The 19,330-nt window shown below is 69.1% G+C and carries 17 protein-coding genes; 9 read left to right on the top strand and 8 right to left on the bottom strand.

All coding sequences use genetic code 11. The annotated features are described in order from the left end of the window. Positions 1–6: 6 nt before the first annotated feature. From STRTUCAR8_RS35575 to STRTUCAR8_RS50630, 3 genes are all read right to left on the bottom strand, one after another. The gene (locus STRTUCAR8_RS35575; protein WP_107117891.1) at positions 7–822 is read right to left on the bottom strand and encodes a DUF2637 domain-containing protein; all 816 of its coding nucleotides are present in this window, start codon (positions 820–822) and stop codon (positions 7–9) included. A gap of 205 nt (positions 823–1,027) precedes the next feature. Continuing rightward, positions 1,028–2,305 carry a DUF3631 domain-containing protein gene (locus STRTUCAR8_RS35570; protein ID WP_006381089.1) on the bottom strand — a complete coding sequence of 426 codons (1,278 nt, stop codon included), beginning with the start codon at positions 2,303–2,305 and terminating at the stop codon, positions 1,028–1,030. Positions 2,306–2,439: 134 nt separating this feature from the next. Continuing rightward, positions 2,440–2,682 carry a helix-turn-helix transcriptional regulator gene (locus STRTUCAR8_RS50630; protein ID WP_006381078.1) on the bottom strand — a complete coding sequence of 81 codons (243 nt, stop codon included), beginning with the start codon at positions 2,680–2,682 and terminating at the stop codon, positions 2,440–2,442. A gap of 465 nt (positions 2,683–3,147) precedes the next feature. Between STRTUCAR8_RS50630 and STRTUCAR8_RS35560 the strand changes: the two genes are divergently transcribed. Both STRTUCAR8_RS35560 and STRTUCAR8_RS35555 read left to right on the top strand, forming a co-directional pair. After that, the gene (locus STRTUCAR8_RS35560; protein WP_044473461.1) at positions 3,148–3,462 is read left to right on the top strand and encodes a helix-turn-helix domain-containing protein; all 315 of its coding nucleotides are present in this window, start codon (positions 3,148–3,150) and stop codon (positions 3,460–3,462) included. Position 3,463: 1 nt separating this feature from the next. Continuing rightward, positions 3,464–4,795 (top strand): tyrosine-type recombinase/integrase, encoded by a 1,332-nt coding sequence (locus STRTUCAR8_RS35555; protein WP_006381046.1) that lies wholly within the window; start codon positions 3,464–3,466, stop codon positions 4,793–4,795. Between the two features lie 67 nt (positions 4,796–4,862). On the opposite strand, the gene STRTUCAR8_RS35550 is transcribed toward STRTUCAR8_RS35555, so the two are convergent. Continuing rightward, the gene (locus STRTUCAR8_RS35550) at positions 4,863–5,300 is read right to left on the bottom strand and encodes a hypothetical protein (RefSeq protein WP_006381067.1); all 438 of its coding nucleotides are present in this window, start codon (positions 5,298–5,300) and stop codon (positions 4,863–4,865) included. A gap of 569 nt (positions 5,301–5,869) precedes the next feature. Here STRTUCAR8_RS35550 and hemL point away from each other — a divergent pair. The 7 genes from hemL (at position 5,870) to ccsB (ending at position 13,862) form a co-directional block, all read left to right on the top strand. Then, complete coding sequence (hemL, locus tag STRTUCAR8_RS35545) at positions 5,870–7,237, top strand: glutamate-1-semialdehyde 2,1-aminomutase (RefSeq protein WP_044473460.1); 1,368 nt, start codon at positions 5,870–5,872, stop codon at positions 7,235–7,237. After that, positions 7,234–7,941, top strand: coding sequence for a histidine phosphatase family protein (locus tag STRTUCAR8_RS35540; protein ID WP_006381091.1), 708 nt, complete (start codon positions 7,234–7,236; stop codon positions 7,939–7,941). Before hemL ends, STRTUCAR8_RS35540 begins: the two co-directional genes overlap by 4 nt. 235 nt (positions 7,942–8,176) lie before the next feature. Further along, positions 8,177–9,517 carry a polysaccharide deacetylase family protein gene (locus STRTUCAR8_RS35535; protein ID WP_006381062.1) on the top strand — a complete coding sequence of 447 codons (1,341 nt, stop codon included), beginning with the start codon at positions 8,177–8,179 and terminating at the stop codon, positions 9,515–9,517. Positions 9,518–9,583: 66 nt separating this feature from the next. Further along, on the top strand, positions 9,584–10,222 hold the full coding sequence (locus STRTUCAR8_RS35530) for a TlpA family protein disulfide reductase (protein WP_006381064.1): 639 nt from the start codon (positions 9,584–9,586) through the stop codon (positions 10,220–10,222). 10 nt (positions 10,223–10,232) lie between these two features. After that, complete coding sequence (locus tag STRTUCAR8_RS35525) at positions 10,233–11,018, top strand: cytochrome c biogenesis CcdA family protein (RefSeq protein ID WP_044473466.1); 786 nt, start codon at positions 10,233–10,235, stop codon at positions 11,016–11,018. 3 nt (positions 11,019–11,021) lie between these two features. After that, positions 11,022–12,752, top strand: a complete 1,731-nt coding sequence (resB, locus tag STRTUCAR8_RS35520; protein WP_006381090.1) for a cytochrome c biogenesis protein ResB — start codon at positions 11,022–11,024, stop codon at positions 12,750–12,752. Continuing rightward, positions 12,753–13,862 carry a c-type cytochrome biogenesis protein CcsB gene (ccsB, locus tag STRTUCAR8_RS35515; RefSeq protein WP_006381079.1) on the top strand — a complete coding sequence of 370 codons (1,110 nt, stop codon included), beginning with the start codon at positions 12,753–12,755 and terminating at the stop codon, positions 13,860–13,862. It begins immediately after the preceding gene. Positions 13,863–13,879: 17 nt separating this feature from the next. Here the strand turns inward: ccsB and STRTUCAR8_RS35510 are convergent, their stop codons facing one another. From STRTUCAR8_RS35510 to STRTUCAR8_RS35495, 4 genes are all read right to left on the bottom strand, one after another. Beyond that, the gene (locus STRTUCAR8_RS35510) at positions 13,880–15,475 is read right to left on the bottom strand and encodes an ABC transporter substrate-binding protein (RefSeq protein ID WP_006381072.1); all 1,596 of its coding nucleotides are present in this window, start codon (positions 15,473–15,475) and stop codon (positions 13,880–13,882) included. Continuing rightward, positions 15,475–17,601: a hypothetical protein gene (locus STRTUCAR8_RS35505; protein ID WP_006381047.1), complete on the bottom strand. Its 2,127-nt coding sequence runs from the start codon at positions 17,599–17,601 to the stop codon at positions 15,475–15,477. The genes STRTUCAR8_RS35510 and STRTUCAR8_RS35505 overlap by 1 nt, the downstream gene beginning before the upstream one ends. A gap of 182 nt (positions 17,602–17,783) precedes the next feature. Continuing rightward, positions 17,784–18,794: an isopenicillin N synthase family dioxygenase gene (locus STRTUCAR8_RS35500; RefSeq protein WP_006381049.1), complete on the bottom strand. Its 1,011-nt coding sequence runs from the start codon at positions 18,792–18,794 to the stop codon at positions 17,784–17,786. Next, on the bottom strand, positions 18,787–19,254 hold the full coding sequence (locus STRTUCAR8_RS35495; RefSeq protein WP_006381059.1) for a nucleoside deaminase: 468 nt from the start codon (positions 19,252–19,254) through the stop codon (positions 18,787–18,789). Before STRTUCAR8_RS35495 ends, STRTUCAR8_RS35500 begins: the two co-directional genes overlap by 8 nt. Positions 19,255–19,330 lie beyond the last annotated feature (76 nt).

The raw sequence follows: 19,330 nt of genomic DNA, 5'->3' as shown, positions 1-19,330 counted from the left end.
GGGACGTCAGGCGGAAGGCAGGAGCGAGGCTGACGCCGCTTCGTGCTCCTCCGCGAGGAGCGCGGTCACCTTCGTCAGGCGCCCGTTGGAGACCTTGCGTCTGTGCACGTCCCGGATCTCCTCCGCGATCGCGTCACGGTCGACCTCGCCCATGCGCTCGACCACAGGGCGGGCCATGGCCAGCAACTCTTCGAGCGACGCATTTGGTGGCCGACCGGTACGCCGGGGTGTTGGAGCGGTCTGCGCCGGAACCTCATCGTCGGAATCCGGCGAGGGGGCAGCGAACATACCGGGGTGGTCTTCGACAGGAGTCGGGGGCTGGACGCTGTCCCTGCCGTTGTGGCGGTGGGCGGGGGCTTCCTGGCGGTTGCCGGTGTTGGCCTCCTGGGGGTGGGGAGCGGGCTGGCGTCGAATGACGATGTAGAAGTGGACGGCGCCGGCCAAGGCGAGCGGGGGGATCGCGGACAGGACGCCCACGGTGACGTCGTCGAGTCGGAGGCCGTCGCTTGCGCGGGTCTGCTGGTTGAGGCGGACGGCATGCAGGGCGTTGGCCCAGATGCTCGTCGCCGTAGCCAGGCCAACGAGCACCCACACGTACGCGCGTGAGAGCCGTGGCGCATTGCCCAGCATGAGCAGGGCGGTGACGCCGATGGCGATGAACCCGTCGATCACGAGTGGGAAGGCGTAGGTGAGCAGCCCGCGGATGTGGATGGCGACGGCCATCTGCCGCAGGGCGTCGTAGGAGAGAGCGAAGGCGAACGCGGCGAGCAGGGCGATGCCGACGCGGATCGCGGAGTGCGCGGTGACGGTGGGGAAGGCCAAACGGAGGTACTCCAGGTGAGGTTGGGCGGCGGCTGTCGGCGCGGGCAGGGGACGCCGCCGTGAGGTGTGGTGTCTCGTACCACTCGTCGCATGCCTGGTCAGAGCAGGTACGAGTGGCGTGGTGATGTCGAGACGACTCGTTGCGGGCTTGTCACTCGTCCCCGCGCTGACCTGGGCGGGGACGAGTGCGACGAGACAAGTCGGGTCAGGCCGCACTGTCAGGAAGTGGCTCGGCCTCTGGCCGGGTGGGCTCGACCGCAGGCCCCGGTTCGGGGCAGTAGCGGGCCCAGGTGTCGAGGAATTGGTTGCGGGCGAAGCCCTTGGCCTGGGTGCCGTCGGGGAAGCGGCGGTTGGCCGAGCCGATGCCGTAGGGCTGCAGAAGCAGTTGCAGGCCGCGCGGCGTCAGGCCGTGGGCGCCGTACTCCGCCCACGGCGCTTCCTTGTCCGCGTTGAGGTGTTCCAGCAGGCGCCTGGTGCCCAGCACCGCGGGGTCGTTCTCGGCGGCGAAGGCCCGGCGGATGCCGACCAGAACGCGGGTGCGCAGACCGCCCTCCTCGTCCTGCCCCGCCTCGTAGTCGGTCATGACGCGGCAGGCGGTGCGGGCGAGTGCGGGCCATTCGCCCGCTGCGAGGTCGGCGATGACCACCAGGGGTTCCCAGGTGTCGGCCGCACGGTCCTCGACCGGCATGGCGGGCTCCATCTCCAGCGCTCGCGCGTACAGCGGCCCGAGCCAGGCCGAGAGCCGGTCACGGATCGCATGCAGGGCCGGGGTGTCCCGGGTGGTGCGGAAGGCCGCTACCTTCTCGGCCGCCGCGCGGCGCCGCATCCGGATGACCACCGACCGGTCCATGACCGTGTCAGGCAGGTCCCCGATCCCGGCGAGCGCCGCCATGGCGAACGTGGGGAACGCGGTGGGCTTGTGCTCGGGCCCGGTCACCCGGAGCGTGGGCCGGTTGCGCTGGTGACCGGCGTTGATCAGGCCGCGCACCTCCTCGTTCTTCTCCGCCGCCTTGACGGTGCCGAAGAGGGTGTCGGCCTCGTCGACCAAGAGGGTCGGCGGGTCCTCGTCGTCGATCGAGCGGAAGATCGCCGCCGCGCTGGCGTTGACCGTGATGAGCGGGTTGCGCACGGTCTCGGTCACCACGTCCAGCAGCCGTGACTTGCCGCACCGCTTCTCCGGAGCCACGATCGCCAGACGTGGTGCGTGCTGCCACGCGCGCTGCAGGTGCGTCGCCGCGATCCACAACGTGACCGCAGTGAGGGCTTCCTCGCTCGGCATCACCACATACCGCTTGATTTGCGCCCGCAGGTCAGCCAGGATCTGCGCGCCCTCGGGCAGCGGCCCTGCTGAGGACGCGTCGTCCCGGTCCCCGTCTGCGGGAGGTGCAGCGGGGATGGCCAGCTGGCCGGCGATGGCGACGACGGGTGGCAAGCCGGGCATCGAGGATGAGGTGGGGGCGGTGGAGGACGTAGGTTCGTCCACAGGCGTTCCTCCCTGGTGGGCCGGACGGGCAAGCCCGGCCCACCGGATCGATCATTCATGGGTGATGGGGCAGGGACTCTGCGGCTCTCGGCGCTGGCTCGCCGAGGGCCGTTTCGTTGTCCCGGAAGGTGGCTTCAGACGGCGAGGCGGTACGCGGACTGGGAGTTCACCCAGGCGTCCACCTCGGACCAGCGGTAGCGCAGGTGACGGCCGACCTTGTGGACGTTGGGGCCGATGCCCCGGTACTTCCACTGGTAGAGGGTCTTCACGGGCACGCCGAGGTAGACGGCGACCTCGGCCGGGCTGGCGAGCGGGCCGCGCCTGGCAGCCTCGGCGATGGCAGGGGCGTTGGTATTGCGGGAGGAGGTATTCGGCACAGGGCTCCTTTTCGGTCTTGGACATCGGGCCTGGACAACACAGCCACACCCCAGGCGGAAAAGTCCAGAGTTGGTTCTTAAACTCTCCAGCACTTCTCTGTGTTACCGGCGATTCCAAAACAGTAAGTGCGGATCCCCGGTTGCCGAAATCGCTCCAGTGGATGCAGAAATTTTCTGCGGCGAACCGACCGCCGGAAGGGTCGGAATCCGGTACCTCCGCAGCTCAGAGGTTATGACTGACAGTCGTAGGTGACACGGCCAGCCCGCCAGGCATCGCGTCCGAAAATAGTTCAAATCGCCCAAATCTGGGATGCGGAGGGAAGATAGCACGGCTTTCCAAGTGAAAAGGCTCGCGATGTACCGGAATTCAATGAGACGAACACCACTTTGCCCCGGAACGACTTTTGGAGAGTTTGAGAACCAACTCTTGCCATAACGCCCGGCCGCAAGTTACAGCTATCTGTCATGGCATCCCGACCTGTCGAAATTGGCCCCGCCGGCCTCCACTCCGCCCGCGCTATCGAGTGCATCCGCCTCACGCGCGGCCTGACCCAGCACCAGCTCGCCGCCCGTTGCACCGCACTGGGCCGCCCGATGACCAACACCGCCCTCAGCCGCACCGAACGCGCCCGCCGCCGCTGCGACATCGACGACCTCGTCACGATCGCCGCGGCTCTCGGTATCGCGCCGGCGGCCCTGCTGCCGTTGTGGGCAGTCCGCGACCTCGCGTCCCACTTCGGCGGGACCCTCGACGACATTCAGGGGGCCCTTCTTGGCTGACGTGTACGACCGCTGGCACAAGTCGCACCCCAACCCCGACGAGTCCGAGTGCAGCGAGCACAAGGGCCGAACGAAGCGGGCCGTCCCCACCGCCGATCACGGCATCGGCAAGCGTTGGCAGGTCCGGTACCGAGACCTGGACGGCCGTCAGCGCAAGGAGAACTTCCACACGAAGGCCGAGGCGGACAACCGCGCCGCCGAGGTCGACGTCGAGATCCGTCGCGGCTCCTACGTCGTCCCGGCCGAGACGAAGCAGACGCTCGGCGCCTACGCGCAGAAGTGGCTCGACGCGAACTCTGTCGGCCCGACAACCGCGCTCCGCTATGAGGCGACCGTCCGCAACCACATCGTCGAACACCTCGGACGACGCGAACTGCGGTCCCTCAACCAGCCCTCGCTCATTCAGGGTTGGGTCCGTACGCTCCAGGACAGCGGCCTTGAGGCGTCGACGATCGAGGGCATCTTCGACATCCTCTCCAGCATCCTCGGCGCGGCCGTGGAGGACGGGTTGCTGCCGAAGAACCCCTGCAAGGCTAAGTCGGTCAAGCTACCGACGGCTACCAAGAAGAAGATCATTCCTTGGTCGTTGGAACGCGTACGCGCGGTCGTCGCCGGACTCCCGAAACGCTTCCAGGCCGGTGGCAATCTCGCTTTCGGCTGCGGCCTGCGCCAGGGCGAGGTGTTCGGCTTCGCAGTCGACGACATCGACTTCAAGGGCGGCTGGATCCACGTCAACCGACAGGTGCGGCTGGTCGGTACGAAGCCTGTGTTCGCCCTGCCCAAGGGCAACAAGATCCGGTCAGTGCCCCTGCCGGCCCAACTTGCCGCCGCCCTCAAGGCCCACATGAAGGAGTTCCCACCCGTCGCCGTCACGCTGCCCTGGGCCAAGCCGGACGGCGAACCGAAGACCTTCCGCCTCCTCTTCGTCGACGAGAAGAGCCGGGCCTACAACCGCAGCGTCTTCAACATGGGCGCCTGGAAGCTCGCCCTGGCTGCTGCCGGCGTGATCCCTCCGCGCGAGCGCGGCGCGCGCTACCTCCAGGCGGCCCCGGAAGACGGCATGCACGCCCTCCGGCACGCCTACGCCTCCGTGCTCCTGGACGCGGGGGAGAGCATCAAGGCGCTCTCCGAGTACCTCGGTCACTCGGACCCGGGCTTCACGCTGCGGACGTACACGCATCTGCTGCCGTCCAGCGAGACCCGCACCCGCAAGGCGATCGACGACGCCCTCACGGAAGCCGAGGCGGAGGACGACGGCGACCCGCCTGCCGACCAGGGCACATCAGTGCCCCCGCCGAAACCCATGTGCCCTCAATGTGCCCTGGCCGCCTGACGCCCACTCCGGGGACATGAAAAAGGCGAGGCCCGAAGACCCCGCCCGAATCCCACGAAACCCCAGCTCACGGCCAGACAAGGCAATAAGGCTGATGCCCCGCCTCATGCAACCGATGACTGAAGTCCTGCCACTCGTGCAGCAGTTGGTACACGTTGTACGCGTCTCGCGGCCCTCCGCGGTCCGGCACCGTCGACCAGATGAAGGCCGCCGCGCCGACCGCCTCCTCGCCTATGCCGCGTAGCGGGTCGACCACGGTCATCGGGAGTTTCACGACCGCGTAGTCCGGGTGCAGGACGACGAGTTCCAGTGGGGGCACCTTGTTGAGGGGGACGCCCTCGATGCCCGTGAGGACCATCGCGGCCATCGTCTCGGGCTTGATCTTGGTGAACATGCCGTTCATGCCGAGTTCGTCGCCGCCGAGTTCCTCGGGGCGCATCGAGATCGGGACGCGGGCTGCCGTGGCGCCGTCCGGCGCGCCGAAGTATTTGTACGTCACCCCCACCCGACCACCATTCCCGCTCGCTGCCCGGAGCCGCTCGACCCTCCGGTCGACGCTCTCGGGCACACCGTTCGAAACTGTCGACCCCGGGCTCTGCCCAGGACCGATCGCCTGCCCAGGTCCCATTCCCGGGGCCTGCGCCTGTCGTGCCGCTTCTGCCGCTGCCGCTTCCTCCACGTCGCGTCGGTGCCTTCCCCGCCGGGCACGTCGAGGACCCAGGTCGTCAGTCCCCTCGCCCAGTCCGCCACCGCGATGCATATCTCCACCCGACTGCTGTTCTAGGACGCGCGAGCCCCGTCGCGCAACCCGATCATCGTGTCAGTGACCTCCCCCACGTCCGCCCGCCGAAACGTGCGTTGAAACACCTGTCCGCAGGATCTTCGCAGCCTCTGAACACCATCGTCCGCCCATCGTCCGTATGTACGGCTCGATGAGCTGCGTGTCTCTGTGTACCTCGTGTGTGTCCGGTCCCAGTTTCGCAGACGGGTGGGGCCGACGCCCCGCTGTCCCGCCGCCTACCCTGAGGGGGTCACTGGCAACCGGAGTCCGAGAAGTCGGAGAAGTCGCAGGTCATGAGCGAAACGTCAAGCGGGTCAACCAGCGGGGCAGCCGGCGGAACGGCCGACAGGTTGCCCTATCCCTATGAAGCGCCCGTCTCTCAGGGCCTCTTCGACCGTGCGACGGGAGTCACACCCGGCGGGGTCAACTCGCCGGTGCGGGCTTTCCGTGCCGTGGGCGGTACGCCCCGGTTCATGGTGTCGGGGCGTGGCCCGTATCTCACCGACGCCGACGGGCGCGAGTACGTCGACCTGGTCTGCTCCTGGGGTCCGATGATCCTCGGGCACTCCCGCCCCGAGGTCATCGCCGCCGTCCAGGATGCCGTGTCGCGGGGTACGTCCTTCGGTACGCCGGGGGAGGGCGAGGTCGCGCTCGCCGAGGAGATGGTCGCCCGTATCGACCCCCTCGATCAGGTGCGGCTCGTGTCCAGCGGGACCGAGGCCACCATGTCGGCGATCCGCCTCGCCCGCGGGTTCACCCGGCGCTCCAAGGTGATCAAGTTCGCCGGGTGTTACCACGGTCACGTCGATTCGCTGCTGGCGGCGGCCGGCTCCGGTGTCGCCACGTTCGCGCTGCCCGACACCCCCGGCGTCACCGGCGCCCAGGCCGGCGACACGATCGTGCTCCCCTACAACGACCTCGACGCTGTGCACGCCGCCTTCGCCGCGCACCCCGGCGAGATCGCCTGCCTGATCACCGAGGCATCCCCGGGCAACATGGGCGTCGTACCGCCGCTGCCCGGGTTCAACCAAGGGCTCAAGGACGCGTGTGCCGCCAATGGCGCGCTGTACGTGTCCGACGAGGTCATGACCGGGTTCCGTACCAGCCGGAGCGGCTGGTTCGGGATCGACGGTGTGCGGCCCGACCTCATGACCTTCGGGAAGGTCATGGGCGGGGGGTTCCCCGCCGCCGCCTTCGGGGGGCGTGCCGACGTCATGGCCCACCTGGCCCCCGCCGGGCCCGTCTACCAGGCCGGCACCCTCTCCGGTAACCCGATCGCGACCGCCGCCGGGCTCGCCCAGCTGCGGCTGCTCGACGAGGCCGCGTACGTCACCGTCGACGCCGTCTCCGCGCAGCTCCAGGGGCTGGTCGGTGAGGCGCTGAGCAAGGAGGGCGTCGCGCACACCGTGCAGAACGCCTCCAACATGTTCTCCGTGTTCTTCACCGACCGGCCGGTGCGCGACTACGAGGACGCCAAGACGCAGGAGTCGTTCCGCTTCACCGCGTTCTTCCAGTCCATGCTGGCGAACGGCGTCTATCTCCCGCCGTCGTCCTTCGAGTCCTGGTTCGTCTCCACGGCGCACGACGAGCGGGCCATCCAGAAAATCGCCGACGCCCTTCCGGCGGCGGCCCGTGCGGCGGCGGAGGCCACAGCAGCATGAGCGACATCAACAGCGGGACGAACGATTCCAGCGCGGACATCACCGTCGTACACCTCATGCGGCACGGTGAAGTCGCCAACCCCGACGGGGTGTTGTACGGGCGGCTGGACGGCTACCACCTCTCCGAGCTGGGCCGGCGGATGGCCGACCGGGTCGCCGAGCATCTCGCCTCGCGCGATGTGACGTACGTCGGTGCCTCCCCGCTGGAGCGGGCGCAGGAGACCGCGACGCCCATCGCGAAGGCGCACGGGCTCGACATCGCCACCGACGCGCGGCTCATCGAGGCCGAGAACGTCTTCCAGGGGAAGACCTTCGGCGTCGGGGACGGCGCCCTCAAGCGGCCCGAGAACTGGAAGCACCTGGTCAACCCGTTCAAGCCGTCCTGGGGGGAGCCGTACGTCGATCAGGTCGTACGGATGATGGGGGCACTGGACGCCGCCAAGGACGCCGCGCGTGGCCACGAGGCCGTGCTCGTCAGTCATCAGCTGCCGATCTGGATCGTGCGCAGCTATGCGGAGCGGCGGCGGCTCTGGCACGACCCGCGCAAGCGGCAGTGCACGCTCGCCTCCCTCACGACCTTCACCTACCGCGGCGACAGGATCGTGTCCGTCGGTTACAGCGAGCCCGCCCGTGATCTCGTCCCGGCCCATCTGCTCGCCGGCGCCAAGCCGGTGAAGGGCAAGGACAAGGCGTTCGGGGCGTAGTCGCTCAGCGCCGCCTTTCACGCTTCAACCGACACCTCAACCAGCACCTCAACCAGCACTACAACCAACACCTCAACCACCACTTCAACCAACACTTCGGAAAATTTCGTCCGTTGAGTGATTAGTGACACAGTTGTTGCAATTGTTCCGAAGTGCGTGACAATACGGGGAACCTCCCTGTTCGTCGTCCCCTCTGACTGGGTGACCATCAGCGAGTACGACGAATGGGGACCCCATGCACGACAAGAACGGCGTCGGCGGCTTCAGCCGGCGGGGGGCGCTCGGCCTGGGCCTCGGAGCCGCCGCCGCGCTCGGTACCGCCGGCTGCGGAACCGTTCTGCAAGAGGGGTCGAAGGGGTCCGGAGGTTCCGGCGGGAAGACGCGGCCTTCGAGCAAGCCGTCGCCCACCGCCACCGCCAGGCCCATAGGCGACGGCTCCACCTCCTTCACCGGCAAGCAGCCCCACCAGCCCGGCAAGCCCGTGCCGCTGGAGCCGGGCCAGACCCCGCCGCAGTTCGTGATCTTCTCCTGGGACGGGGCGGGAGAGGTCGGCAACGGCCTCTTCCCCCGCTTCCTCGAGCTGGCTAAGACGCACGGCGCCCACATGACCTTCTTCCTCTCCGGGCTCTACCTCCTCCCCGAGTCGCAGAAGCGCAAGTACCTCCCGCCGAACAACGCCCCCGGCGCCTCCGACATCGGCTACCTCACCGACGAGCACGTCAAGGCGACCCTCACCAACGTCCGGCAGGCCTGGCTCGACGGGCACGAGATAGGCACCCACTTCAACGGCCACTTCTGCTCCGGCTACGGCACGGTCGCCAACTGGACGCCCCAGCAGTGGCGCAGCGAGATACAGCAGGCCAAGGGCTTCGTGAAGGAGTGGCGCACCAACACCGGGTGGACCGACCTGCCCGCGCTCCCCTTCGACTACGACCGTGAGCTCATCGGCGGCCGTACGCCCTGTCTCCTCGGCCAGAACAACCTGCTCCCCACCGCCCGCTCCCTCGGCTGGCGCTACGACGCCTCCTCGCCCGGCGGCCGGCAGGTGTGGCCCACGAAGACGAACGGCGTCTGGGACCTGCCCCTCCAGGCGATACCTTTCCCCGGCCGTAAGTTCGAGGTCCTCTCCATGGACTACAACATGCTGGCCAACCAGTCGATCAACTCGACCAACGCCCCCGCCCACAACTACCCCGCCTGGCGCGAGCAGGCCGCCGGCGCCTACATCGCCGGTTTCCAGCGGGCGTACGAGACGAACCGCGCCCCCTTCTTCGTCGGCAACCACTTCGAGCACTGGAACGGCGGCATCTACATGGACGCCGTCGAGGCCGCCCTCAAGCACATCGCGCGGGAGAAGGAGAAGGGCGAGGACGTCCGGCTCGTCTCCTTCCGGCAGTTCGTCGACTGGATGGACGTACAGAAGCCGGAGGTGCTGGAGAAGCTGCGGACCCTCGATGTCGGGCAGCAGCCGGTGGGCGGCTGGAACGGCTTCCTGGCCGACCCGCAGAAGACCTCTACCGGGACCTCTACCGGGACTTCCGCCGTCGGTGCCGGATGGAGCGGAAAGGCCGCCTGAAAGGCGGGTTTCAGCCCGCAAGGGGGGTGCGCAAGATCCTCGGAACGGACATGCGAAACTTTTCACATGAGTGCCGACAGCCGCGTCCCCCTGTGCTCGAACCGTCCTCGTGGTCATGCCCGTAGTCGTCGAGCCGCCCTGCTCACCGCCGCTGTCGCCGCCTCCGCGCTGGCCCTGACCGCGTGCGGCTCGGGCGGTACGTCCGGGGGTTCCGGCGACACCAACTTCGTCACCGGCAACGACGGCATCGCGCACGTCGGCCAGGGGAAACGGTCCGCCGCGCCCGACCTCTCCGGCGAGACCCTCGACGGCAAGCAGCTCGACGTGGCCGACTACAAGGGCAAGGTCGTCGTCGTCAACATCTGGGGTTCGTGGTGCGGGCCCTGCCGCCTTGAGGCGAAGAACTTCGTCAAGGTCTCCGCCGACCTCAAGGGCAAGGGCGTCGAGTTCGTCGGCATCAACACCCGCGACGGCAGCAAACTCCCGGCGGTCGCCTTCGAGAAGGGGTACGGGGTCACGTACCCGAGTCTCTACGACCCCACGGGCAAGCTGATGCTCCGCTTCAAGAAGGGCACCCTCAACCCGAAGCTGATCCCCTCCACCCTCGTCCTCGACCGGGAGGGGAAGATCGCCGCCCGCGCGCTCGAAGCCCTCAGTGAGGACAACCTGCGCAAGATGATCGACCCCGTCCTCGCGGAGAAGTGACGTGAGCGGGATGTCCCAGGCGCCCGAGCTCGTCACGTTCGCCGCCTCCCTCACCGGGCGCAACGAGACAGTGATGAGCGGGGCCCTGATACTGGCCCTGCCGATCGCCCTGCTGGGCGGTCTCGTCTCCTTCTTCTCGCCGTGCGTGCTGCCCCTCGTACCCGGCTATCTGTCGTACGTCACCGGCGTCACCGGTACCGATCTCGGCGACGCCCGCAAGGGGCGGATGGTCGCCGGCGCCTCGCTCTTCGTGCTCGGGTTCACCGCGGTGTTCGTGTCCACGGGCGCCCTGTTCGGATACTTCGGGCAGACGCTGCAGGAGCACCAGGGCACGCTGTCCAAGGTGCTCGGCGTCCTCATGATCCTCATGGGCGTCTTCTACATGGGCATGATGCCCTGGCTCACCCAGCGCGAGTTCCGCTTCCACAAGAAGCCCGCCACCGGGCTCGTCGGCGCTCCCCTCCTCGGCGCGCTGTTCGGCATCGGCTGGACGCCCTGCATCGGCCCGACCCTCGCCTCCGTCAACAGCCTCGCCTTCGACCAGGCCAGCGCCGGGCGCGGGGCCGTACTGACGGTCGCGTACTGCGTCGGCCTCGGTGTCCCGTTCGTGCTCGCGGCGGTCGCCTTCCGCAAGGCACTCGGTGCTTTCGGCTGGGTCAAGCGCCACTATGTGTGGGTCATGCGCATCGGCGGCACGATGATGATCCTTACCGGTGTGCTGCTCCTTACCGGCGCGTGGGACCGTCTGGTGCAGGAGATGCAGACCTGGTCCAACGGCTTCACTGTGGGGATCTGACCGATGAGCAACAGCACCACCACCGGCAGCACGCCTGCCCCCGCCCCCGAGAGCGGTGACGACCAGGACCTCGGCGCCGCCGCCTCCCAGCTGTCCACCGCCCCCCAGGAGGACGCGCCGGGCCTGCCGGGCCTCGGTGTCATCGGCTGGGCCCGCTGGTTCTGGCGCCAGCTCACCTCCATGCGGGTCGCCCTGCTGCTGCTGTTCCTGCTGTCGCTCGGGGCGATCCCCGGCTCGCTGATCCCGCAGTCCGGGACGGACGCGACCAAGGTCGCCGACTTCATGCAGCGGCACAGTTTCCTCGGGCCGCTCTACGAGAAGCTCGGCCTGTTCCACGTCTACAGCTCGGTGTGGTTCTCGGCGATCTACATCCTGCTGTTCATCTCCCTCATCGGCTGCATCGTGCCCCGCACCTGGCAGTTCGTGGGCCAGCTGCGCAGCCGCCCGCCGGGCGCCCCCCGCCGTCTGACCCGGCTGCCCGCCTACACGACATGGCGTACGGAGGCCGAGCCCGAGCAGGTCCGTGAGGCAGCCCTCGTACTGCTGAGGGAGCGCCGCTTCCGCGCTCATCTCGCCGGGGACGCGGTCGCCGCCGAGAAGGGCTATCTGCGCGAGGTCGGCAACCTCGCCTTCCACATCGCGCTGATCGTGATGCTGACCTCGTTCGCCTGGGGTCAGTTGTTCAAGATGGAGGGCAACAAACTGATCGTCGAGGGCGACGGGTTCTCCAACACCCTCACCCAGTACGACGACTTCAAGTCCGGCACCCTCTTCGACACCGACGACCTCGACCCCTTCAGTTTCACCCTGAAGGACTTCAAGGGCACGTACGAGGAGACGGGGCCCAACCGAGGCACCCCGCGCACCTACCAGGCCGACCTCGACTACAGCGTCGGCGCGTACGGCAAGGACAGGAAGCGCACCGTCAAGGTCAACGAGCCGCTGGTGATCGGCGACTCGAAGGTCTACCTCACCGCCCACGGCTACGCGCCCGTCATCGTCGTCCGCGACGGCAAGGGCGATGTCGTCTTCGACCAGGGCGTCGCTCTCCTGCCCCTCGACTCCAACGTCACCTCCTCCGGTGCGATCAAGGTCATGGACGGCTACCGCGACCCCAAGGGAGTCGAGGAACAGCTCGGCATCCAGGCCTTCTTCCTGCCCACGTACGTGCCGGGCAACGAGATCGCCTCGCAGTTCCCCGCCCTGGAGAACCCGGTGCTGAACCTGGCGCCCTACCACGGCGACCTCGGGGTCAACGCGGGTCTCCCGCAGAGCGTGTACCAGCTCGACAAGACCCACATGAAGGCCTACAAGGACTCCAAGGGCAAGCAGGTGCGCGAGAACCTGAAGCCCGGCGAGACCATGCAGCTCCCGGGCGGCGCCGGCTCGATCACCTACGAGGGCACCCAGGAGTGGGCCAACTTCCAGGTCACCCGGCAGCCCGCCGCCGACTGGGCGCTCGGCGGCGCGATCGTCGCCATCTTCGGCCTCGCCGGCTCCCTGTTCATCCAGCGCCGACGGGTGTGGGTGCGGGCGGTGAAGGGCCCGGACGGCGTCACCGTCGTCGAGATGGGCGGCCTCGGCCGCAGCGAGTCCGCGAAGGTGCCGGAGGAACTGGGCGACCTCGCCGGAACCCTGTACGACCAGGCGCAGGGCGCGCCCGACGCCATCACCCTTGACCCCACCCCCGACCCCGATCCCCAAGCCGTACCTGCTGAAGGGGCTGAGAAGTAAATGTCTGCTCTCGCCACCGCGACCACTCTCGCCACCGCCACCAACGAGCACCTCGCGAACATCAGCAACACGCTGATCTACTCGTCGATGGCCGTCTACACCCTGGCCTTCTTCACCTACATCGCCGAGTGGATCTTCGGCAGTCGCAGCAAGGTCAGCCGGACGGCCGCCGCGCTCACCGCGAAGCCGGCCGGCGCTGCCGGGGCGAAGGCGCCGGAGGTGACCGTCAAGAACGCCGGCGGGACGGCTGTGATGGAGCGGCCGAAGGTCGTCGTGCGGGCCGCCGCCGGTGCCCGGGACGTGCCGGACGGACCCGGCGCCCACGGCGGGGACGTGCAGGGCGACCTCTACGGGCGTATCGCCGTCTCCCTCACGGTGGTCGCGTTCCTGGTGGAGTTCGGCGGGGTGCTGGCCCGCGCGCTGTCCGTGCAGCGGGCGCCGTGGGGCAACATGTACGAGTTCAACCTCACCTTCTCCACCACCGCCGTGGGCGTGTACCTCGTCTTCCTCGCGCTGAAGAAGGACATCCGCTGGCTCGGCCTCCCCCTGGTCACGACGGTCCTCCTCGACCTCGGTCTCGCCGTCACCGTGCTCTACACGGCCAGCGACCAGCTGGTGCCCGCGCTCCACTCGTACTGGCTGTACATCCACGTCTCCACGGCGATCCTCTGCGGCGCCGTCTTCTACGTGGGCGCGGTCGCCACGATCCTGTACCTCTTCAAGGACTCGTACGAGAACAAGCTCGCGTCCGGCGGCAAGCCCGGCACCTTCGCGACCTCCGTCATGGAACGGCTGCCCGCCTCGGCGTCCCTCGACAAGTTCTCGTACCGCGTCAACGCGGCCGTCTTCCCGCTGTGGACGTTCACGATCATCGCGGGCGCGATCTGGGCGGGCGACGCGTGGGGCCGCTACTGGGGCTGGGACCCGAAGGAGACCTGGGCGTTCATCACCTGGGTCGCCTACGCCACCTACCTGCACGCCCGCGCCACGGCCGGCTGGAAGGGCCGCAAGGCCGCGTACATCGCGCTGATCGCCTTCGCGTGCTTCCTCTTCAACTACTACGGCGTCAACATCTTCGTCAGCGGCAAGCACTCGTACGCGGGCGTGTGAGTCCGGTAGCCGGACGGCTATGACGGGGGCAGGCAGTCCTTCTCCGGTGGCTTGCCCGTCGGCCAGGCGATCTCGACGAAGCGGGCGTGGCGGTCGGGGGTCAGTTCCACGATCGGCACCGCCTTGTCGTACGGGTTGCCGTAGTTGTCCAGGCAGATCCAGCCGCTCGCGCCGTTCACCCGGCCCGACGAGCCCTTGATGAGCGTCCACTCGTCGCCCACGTCGGCGAGGGTGGGCGCCTCCTGGCCGCGCGGGGTTGCCTCGCGGACGCCCTCGACGGTGAGCCGCATCGCGTCGTACGCCACGATGAGCTGACCGTCCTCCAGGTCGATGGTGCCGATCGGCGAGGGCCGGTCGGTCTTTCCGGCCTTGTTGCCCTGGGCGGCGGTCAGCAGTTCGTTCAGCTCCTGGGCGTCCGCCGCCGAACCCCCGGTCTTCGGGGGGTTCTTGAGCCAGGCGTCCGGATGGGCGAGGGCGCTGTAGCGCACCGAGATGCCGTGCTTGAGGGCCTCCGGGTCGAGCTTCCTGTCGCCCGTGAGGTACGAGGCGTCGTCCCCGGTGAGGATGGTGAACTCCCGCTGCTGGCAGCCTCGTTCGCCGAGCGCGTTGATGAACTGGCGCAGCTGCGTGTGGCGTCCGGCGAACAGGATGGTGGTCACGCCGGGCGCGGTGTCGCACACCAGCTCCCTGATCTGCCGGAAGTCGTTGGCGGTGGTGCCCTCCTTGGTGCGGTCGGCGAGCGGGGTGAAGGGCCACGGCTGGTACCGGGAGCCCGTCAGCAGCTTCTCGAACGACGCCTGCAGGGTGAGCGTGTACGGGTCGCCCGGATCGTCGTACACCAGCACCGCCCTGTCGGCCGCCACCTTGGCGAAGGAGGCGAGCGCGCGGGCCTCGTCGGTGTTCGTCGGGGCGGTGCGGGCGAGCCCCGGGAAGGGCTTCATGCCCTGTGGGCTGCCCTGCCGGCCGTTGGCGAGACTGTCTGCGGTGATGGACGTGCCGACGACGGGGATACCGCGCCTCGTCAGCTCCCTGACGGCCTCGGTGTTCTCCTCCGTGCTCAGCCCTATGCCGGTGACCGCGCGCAGCCGGTCCGAGGTCGTCGTCATCCGCTCCAGCTGGTCGACCGTGTGCTCCCAGTAGGCGCCCGTACGACCCGGGTTGGCCAGCACCAGCCGGATGGGCGGACCCTCGCCGTTCGCGTCGTGGTTCACCTTCCACTGGGCGAGATACGCGCCCTGCAGCTCGTGCAGCACATCCCCGAGGTTGTCCGCGTCGTTCGCGGTGAACGGCTCGAACAGGGCGACGGTGACGTAACCGCCCTTGCCCTGCACGAGGGAGTCGTTCTCGCGGTCGATCGCCCTGATGGTGTCGGCGAGTTGCTCGCGGCCGAAGGCGTAGTCGGTCGCCGAGACGCCCACGCACTCGTCACTGTCCGCCGGACGCACGACCCCGGGCGCGCAGGCACGGTCGTCGTGCGTGAGCGACCTGACCGCGAACCCGGTGCCGGCCACCACCGCCGCCGTGACCAGCAGGGCCAGATAGCGGCGCAGCGGGATCGCCCAGACCCCCTCCCGCAGCCACGCCCCGATACCCCCGGCACCGCTACGAGCCATCACGCGCCTCCGTCGTTGCGGTTCCGGGTCCGGTCGTCGTCGGCGTCCTCGTCGCCCGGGGTGCGCAGCGGTCGGCCGGCGAGCGCCGCCTCGGGCCACTCCTGCGAGGCCTGCCACAGCAGCGCGTTGCTCGCGCGCGGGTCGTTGGACAGCTGCTCCAGCTCGTAGCGCAGCCGGTCGCACAGTTTCCGGTCGGGCAGCACCAGCGGATCGGTCAACTGCCAGACAGCGTGCAGGAGTCGGCGTACCCGCAGATGCAGTACGGCGTCCACGGCGTCCGGCGGCCGTTGCTCGGCGTCGGTGTGGCCGAAGGCGATGCGGGCGCGCTGGTGGTCGCCGCCGACGAAGTCGTGGCCCTCGGCGTCGTGGGCGTGGAAGTAGGGCGCGGACGCGACGAACAGCAGCGTGTCGAGCCAGGTGCCGGTGTCGAGGGTGTGGAAGGTGTCGCGCAGATACGCGACCGCCGGTCCGGTGTCCCCGAGGGCGAGTTCGTGGTGGAGTCGGTAGCGGGCCCTCGACGGTTCGGGTCCCTCGTAGTGCTGGATGAGGGTCTCGTGGACGTCCCGCCACTTGCCGTGGTCGGAGTGCCGGTGGTGCAGGCGCAGCAGGAGCAGGGTGCGGACGAAGGCGTCGCCGACGAACTGGCCGGGGACGGCGGGCAGTCCCTCCGTCACGAGCCGGGTCTCCAGCGCGCGGACGCTCGACGGGCCGAAGTCGTCCGGGAGTTGGGAGGCGGCGAGCGCGCAGGCGGAGTCGTGGTCGTGGGCGGCGGCCAGCACGGTCAGTTCGTCGATCCGGTCGGCGGGGACGAGCCGGTCGAGGAGTTCGCGGTAGGCGGGACGGCCCTCGCGGTCCTCGTGCAGGACGAGTTCGGCGGTGAGCAGGGCGCCGAAGGGGGCGGTGGGCGGCAGTTGGGGCAGGTTCTGCCGGGCCGACTCGGCGAGCAGGGCGATGCCCAGCGGATTCCCGCACGTCAACCGGTGTGTGGCGGGCGGGAGTTCGGCGGGGACGGGGACCGCCGTGCCCGTACAGACCGCGTCGACGATGTGCAGCGTGTCGTCGGAGGTCAGCGGCGGCAGCGACACCAGCAGGGCCCGGGAGGACACGGCGTCGCCCGGTGTCCAGCGGGTGCGCTGGGCGGTCTCACGCAGGTCCCGGCGTACCGCGTTGCGCAGCGCGGACTGGCCGCTGCCGCGCAGCGCGGCGACGAACGCGACCTGGTCGGTGATGCCGTCGGCCCGGTCGCGCAGTACCTGCTCGATGAGCTCACGCCCCGGCGAGCCCTGCGCGTTGTCGACCAGGACGAGCGGGCGGCCCAGGCGCTGCAGATGGGCCCGTACCCCGGCGTAGGCGTCGGTGAGGTCGGCGAGCAGGGCCCGTACGAGATAGCGCTCGGCGTGCTCGCGCGAGGTGCCGCCGGCCCTGAAGTGGTCGGAGAGCAGGCGCAGTCCGAGTTCGGCACGGTCACCGGCGTTCGGATACGCGCGGTACCAGGTGGACGCCCTGCGCTGGCGGGTGCTCGCGGAACGTTCCGTCATCGCTTCCAGGGTGGCTTCGATGACCGCGGAGACCAGCGGGTCGTCGCTGATGGCCGCCGCGACCGCCTTCGAGACCACCCGGCCCGCCCAGCGCGCGGCGAACCCGGTGAACCACGAGCCGCTCTCGTTGAGCAGCAGCATCCGCTGGACCTCCCAGCGGATGCGCTCGCGGTCGGCGTCGCCCCAGCCGCCGGCGGCCACCGCGATCAGGCCCGACATCAGCCGTGGGAAGGCGAGGCGCCGGGCGCCGGTGACCGGTTCGGCGAGCTGTTCGGCGATGACGAGGAGCGCCTGCGTGAGCGGCGACCACGCCTGTGCGGGGTGCCGTTCGGGCGACCGGGTGAACTGCGGGTCCTCGCAGTCGATCAGCGCGACCGGGGTGTGCCCCTGGTAGGCGGCGCGCAGCTCGCCGAGGACCGCGCTCTTGCCGAGTCCGCGCCCGGCGGTGAGCACCACGAACGGCGGTTCGTGCGGATGCTCCAGTGGAGCGGCGATGTGATGATGCGGTCTCAGCCCGACGAGCCGGGGCGCGAGCCCCGGCGGTTCGGTGTCGAAGAGCGCCCCGCGTCCGTGCAGCCGTCTGAGCACCGCATCCCTCCCCCTGGGGCCTACCGCGTTCAGTGTGCTGTGCAGTACTGCAACACCAGTGTAGGAAGAGGGAGTTGCATCGGACCAGATCACTGCATGTCCGTTGTGTTACGAAATTATCGGTCCGATGCTCAACTTTGCACGTCTCCTCTGTACGTCTTCCCTGCGTCTTCCTGGGCGGCTCAGTCGACCGTGATCGAGTCCAGCTGGCCCCGCAGATAGACGTGCGAGTCGAAGGCCTCGTACGCGACCCGGCCCACCGGCGCGGGCACCGACTCGACGATCGTGCCCGGGGTGCACTCGCCGAAGTAGACGAGGGACATCAGCTCCTCGGCGGGCGAGTCGGCCGGGGGCGGCAGCACCCGGTGCCGGCCCGACCGCCAGCGGTCGCCGGTCCAACGGGCCATCAGGTCACCGATGTTGATGGTGAACGCCTCGGGGTCGAAGGGCGCGTCCTCCCAGCCGCCCTCGTCCGTGTAGACCTGCAGCCCGCCCTTCCCGGCCTGCCGGTCGAGGATGGTGACGGTCCCGAAGTCGGTGTGCGGCCCGATCCGGAACTGCCCGGGCTCCGGCTCGCCGACGACCTCGACCCCCGGATACCAGTTGATGTTGAAGCCGTACGTCGGATGGTCCATGTGCCGGGAGAAGAAGTCGGGTTCGAGCCCGAGCGCCGACCCGAGGAGGGTGAGCAACTCCTTCTCCAGCTCGCCCATCCGCCGCAGATACTCCTCGCACAGCGTCCGCAGCCCCGGCGCCTCGGCGGGCCACACGTTGGGGGCGTACCACTCGGTGTTGACGGCCGGGTCGTCGAACGGCTCGTGCGTGGCGAAGGACAGCGACTCCTTCAGGTCCGGCGGGGTCTCGGTCCCCTCCGAGTACCCGTTGGCCTCGGCACCGGGCCCCAGCCACCCCCGCCCGCCGACCTTCACCGAGTACGGCTCCTTCACCTCGGCGGGCAGCGCGAAGAAGGCGCGGGCCGCCTCCCGGATACCGGCGCGCAGGGCGGGGTCGACGCCGTGCCCGGTGACCAGCAGGAATCCGGCGGTCTGGAGGGCCTCGTCGACCGTACGGGCGATCTCCTCGCGTACCGCCGCGTCACCGGACAGCCAGGGCCGCAGATCGACGGTCGGGATACGGGGGGCGGCGGGGGTCTGTGCCGGTGTGGGGCTACTGGCCGACGTGGAGCTACTCACCGATGTCCTCATTCCACAGTGCGGGATTGTTGTTGACGAAGTCGCGCATCAGGGCGACGCACTCGGGATCGTCGAGCAGCACGATCTCGACGCCGTGCTCGGCGAGCCAGTCGTGGCCGCCGTGAAAGGTGACGGCCTCTCCCACGATCACCCGGGAGATACCGAACTGCCGCACAAGACCGGAGCAGTACCAGCAGGGCGAGAGCGTGGTGACCATGGTCGTCCCACGGTACGAGCGCTGCCGTCCCGCGTTCCGGAACGCGGCCGTCTCACCGTGCGCCGAGGGGTCGCCGTCCTGAACGCGCCGGTTGTGCCCACGCCCGAGCAGCGTGCCGTCGGCCCCGTAGAGCGCGGCACCGATCGGGATCCCGCCCTCGGCGAGCCCGGCACGGGCTTCCTCGACGGCGACGGCGAGCCACGCCTGTACCTGTGCCTGATCCAGCTGGTCTCCCTGATCCATGGGTTCACTCTCCTTCGACGGAAACACCGGGGCAACGTGCGGAAAGTACTCTCCGGGCATCCCGCAGCAGGACGAA

This window comes from Streptomyces turgidiscabies Car8, from assembly GCF_000331005.1.
GTDB classification, from domain to species: domain Bacteria; phylum Actinomycetota; class Actinomycetes; order Streptomycetales; family Streptomycetaceae; genus Streptomyces; species Streptomyces turgidiscabies.
The sequence above is the reverse complement of the archived record's forward strand: the minus strand, read 5'-3'. Positions and strand labels throughout refer to the sequence as shown.

What these genes read in the sequence shown, in the direction of transcription:
- ccsB (WP_006381079.1), top strand. Translation starts at nt 12,753, where the DNA reads ATGTCTGCTCTCGCCACCGCGACCACTCTCGCCACCGCCACCAACGAG.
- STRTUCAR8_RS35530 (WP_006381064.1), top strand. Translation starts at nt 9,584, where the DNA reads ATGAGTGCCGACAGCCGCGTCCCCCTGTGCTCGAACCGTCCTCGTGGT.
- STRTUCAR8_RS35510 (WP_006381072.1), bottom strand. Translation starts at nt 15,475, where the DNA reads ATGGCTCGTAGCGGTGCCGGGGGTATCGGGGCGTGGCTGCGGGAGGGG.
- STRTUCAR8_RS35540 (WP_006381091.1), top strand. Translation starts at nt 7,234, where the DNA reads ATGAGCGACATCAACAGCGGGACGAACGATTCCAGCGCGGACATCACC.
- STRTUCAR8_RS35495 (WP_006381059.1), bottom strand. Translation starts at nt 19,254, where the DNA reads ATGGATCAGGGAGACCAGCTGGATCAGGCACAGGTACAGGCGTGGCTC.
- resB (WP_006381090.1), top strand. Translation starts at nt 11,022, where the DNA reads ATGAGCAACAGCACCACCACCGGCAGCACGCCTGCCCCCGCCCCCGAG.
- STRTUCAR8_RS35525 (WP_044473466.1), top strand. Translation starts at nt 10,233, where the DNA reads ATGTCCCAGGCGCCCGAGCTCGTCACGTTCGCCGCCTCCCTCACCGGG.
- hemL (WP_044473460.1), top strand. Translation starts at nt 5,870, where the DNA reads ATGAGCGAAACGTCAAGCGGGTCAACCAGCGGGGCAGCCGGCGGAACG.
- STRTUCAR8_RS35560 (WP_044473461.1), top strand. Translation starts at nt 3,148, where the DNA reads ATGGCATCCCGACCTGTCGAAATTGGCCCCGCCGGCCTCCACTCCGCC.
- STRTUCAR8_RS35535 (WP_006381062.1), top strand. Translation starts at nt 8,177, where the DNA reads ATGCACGACAAGAACGGCGTCGGCGGCTTCAGCCGGCGGGGGGCGCTC.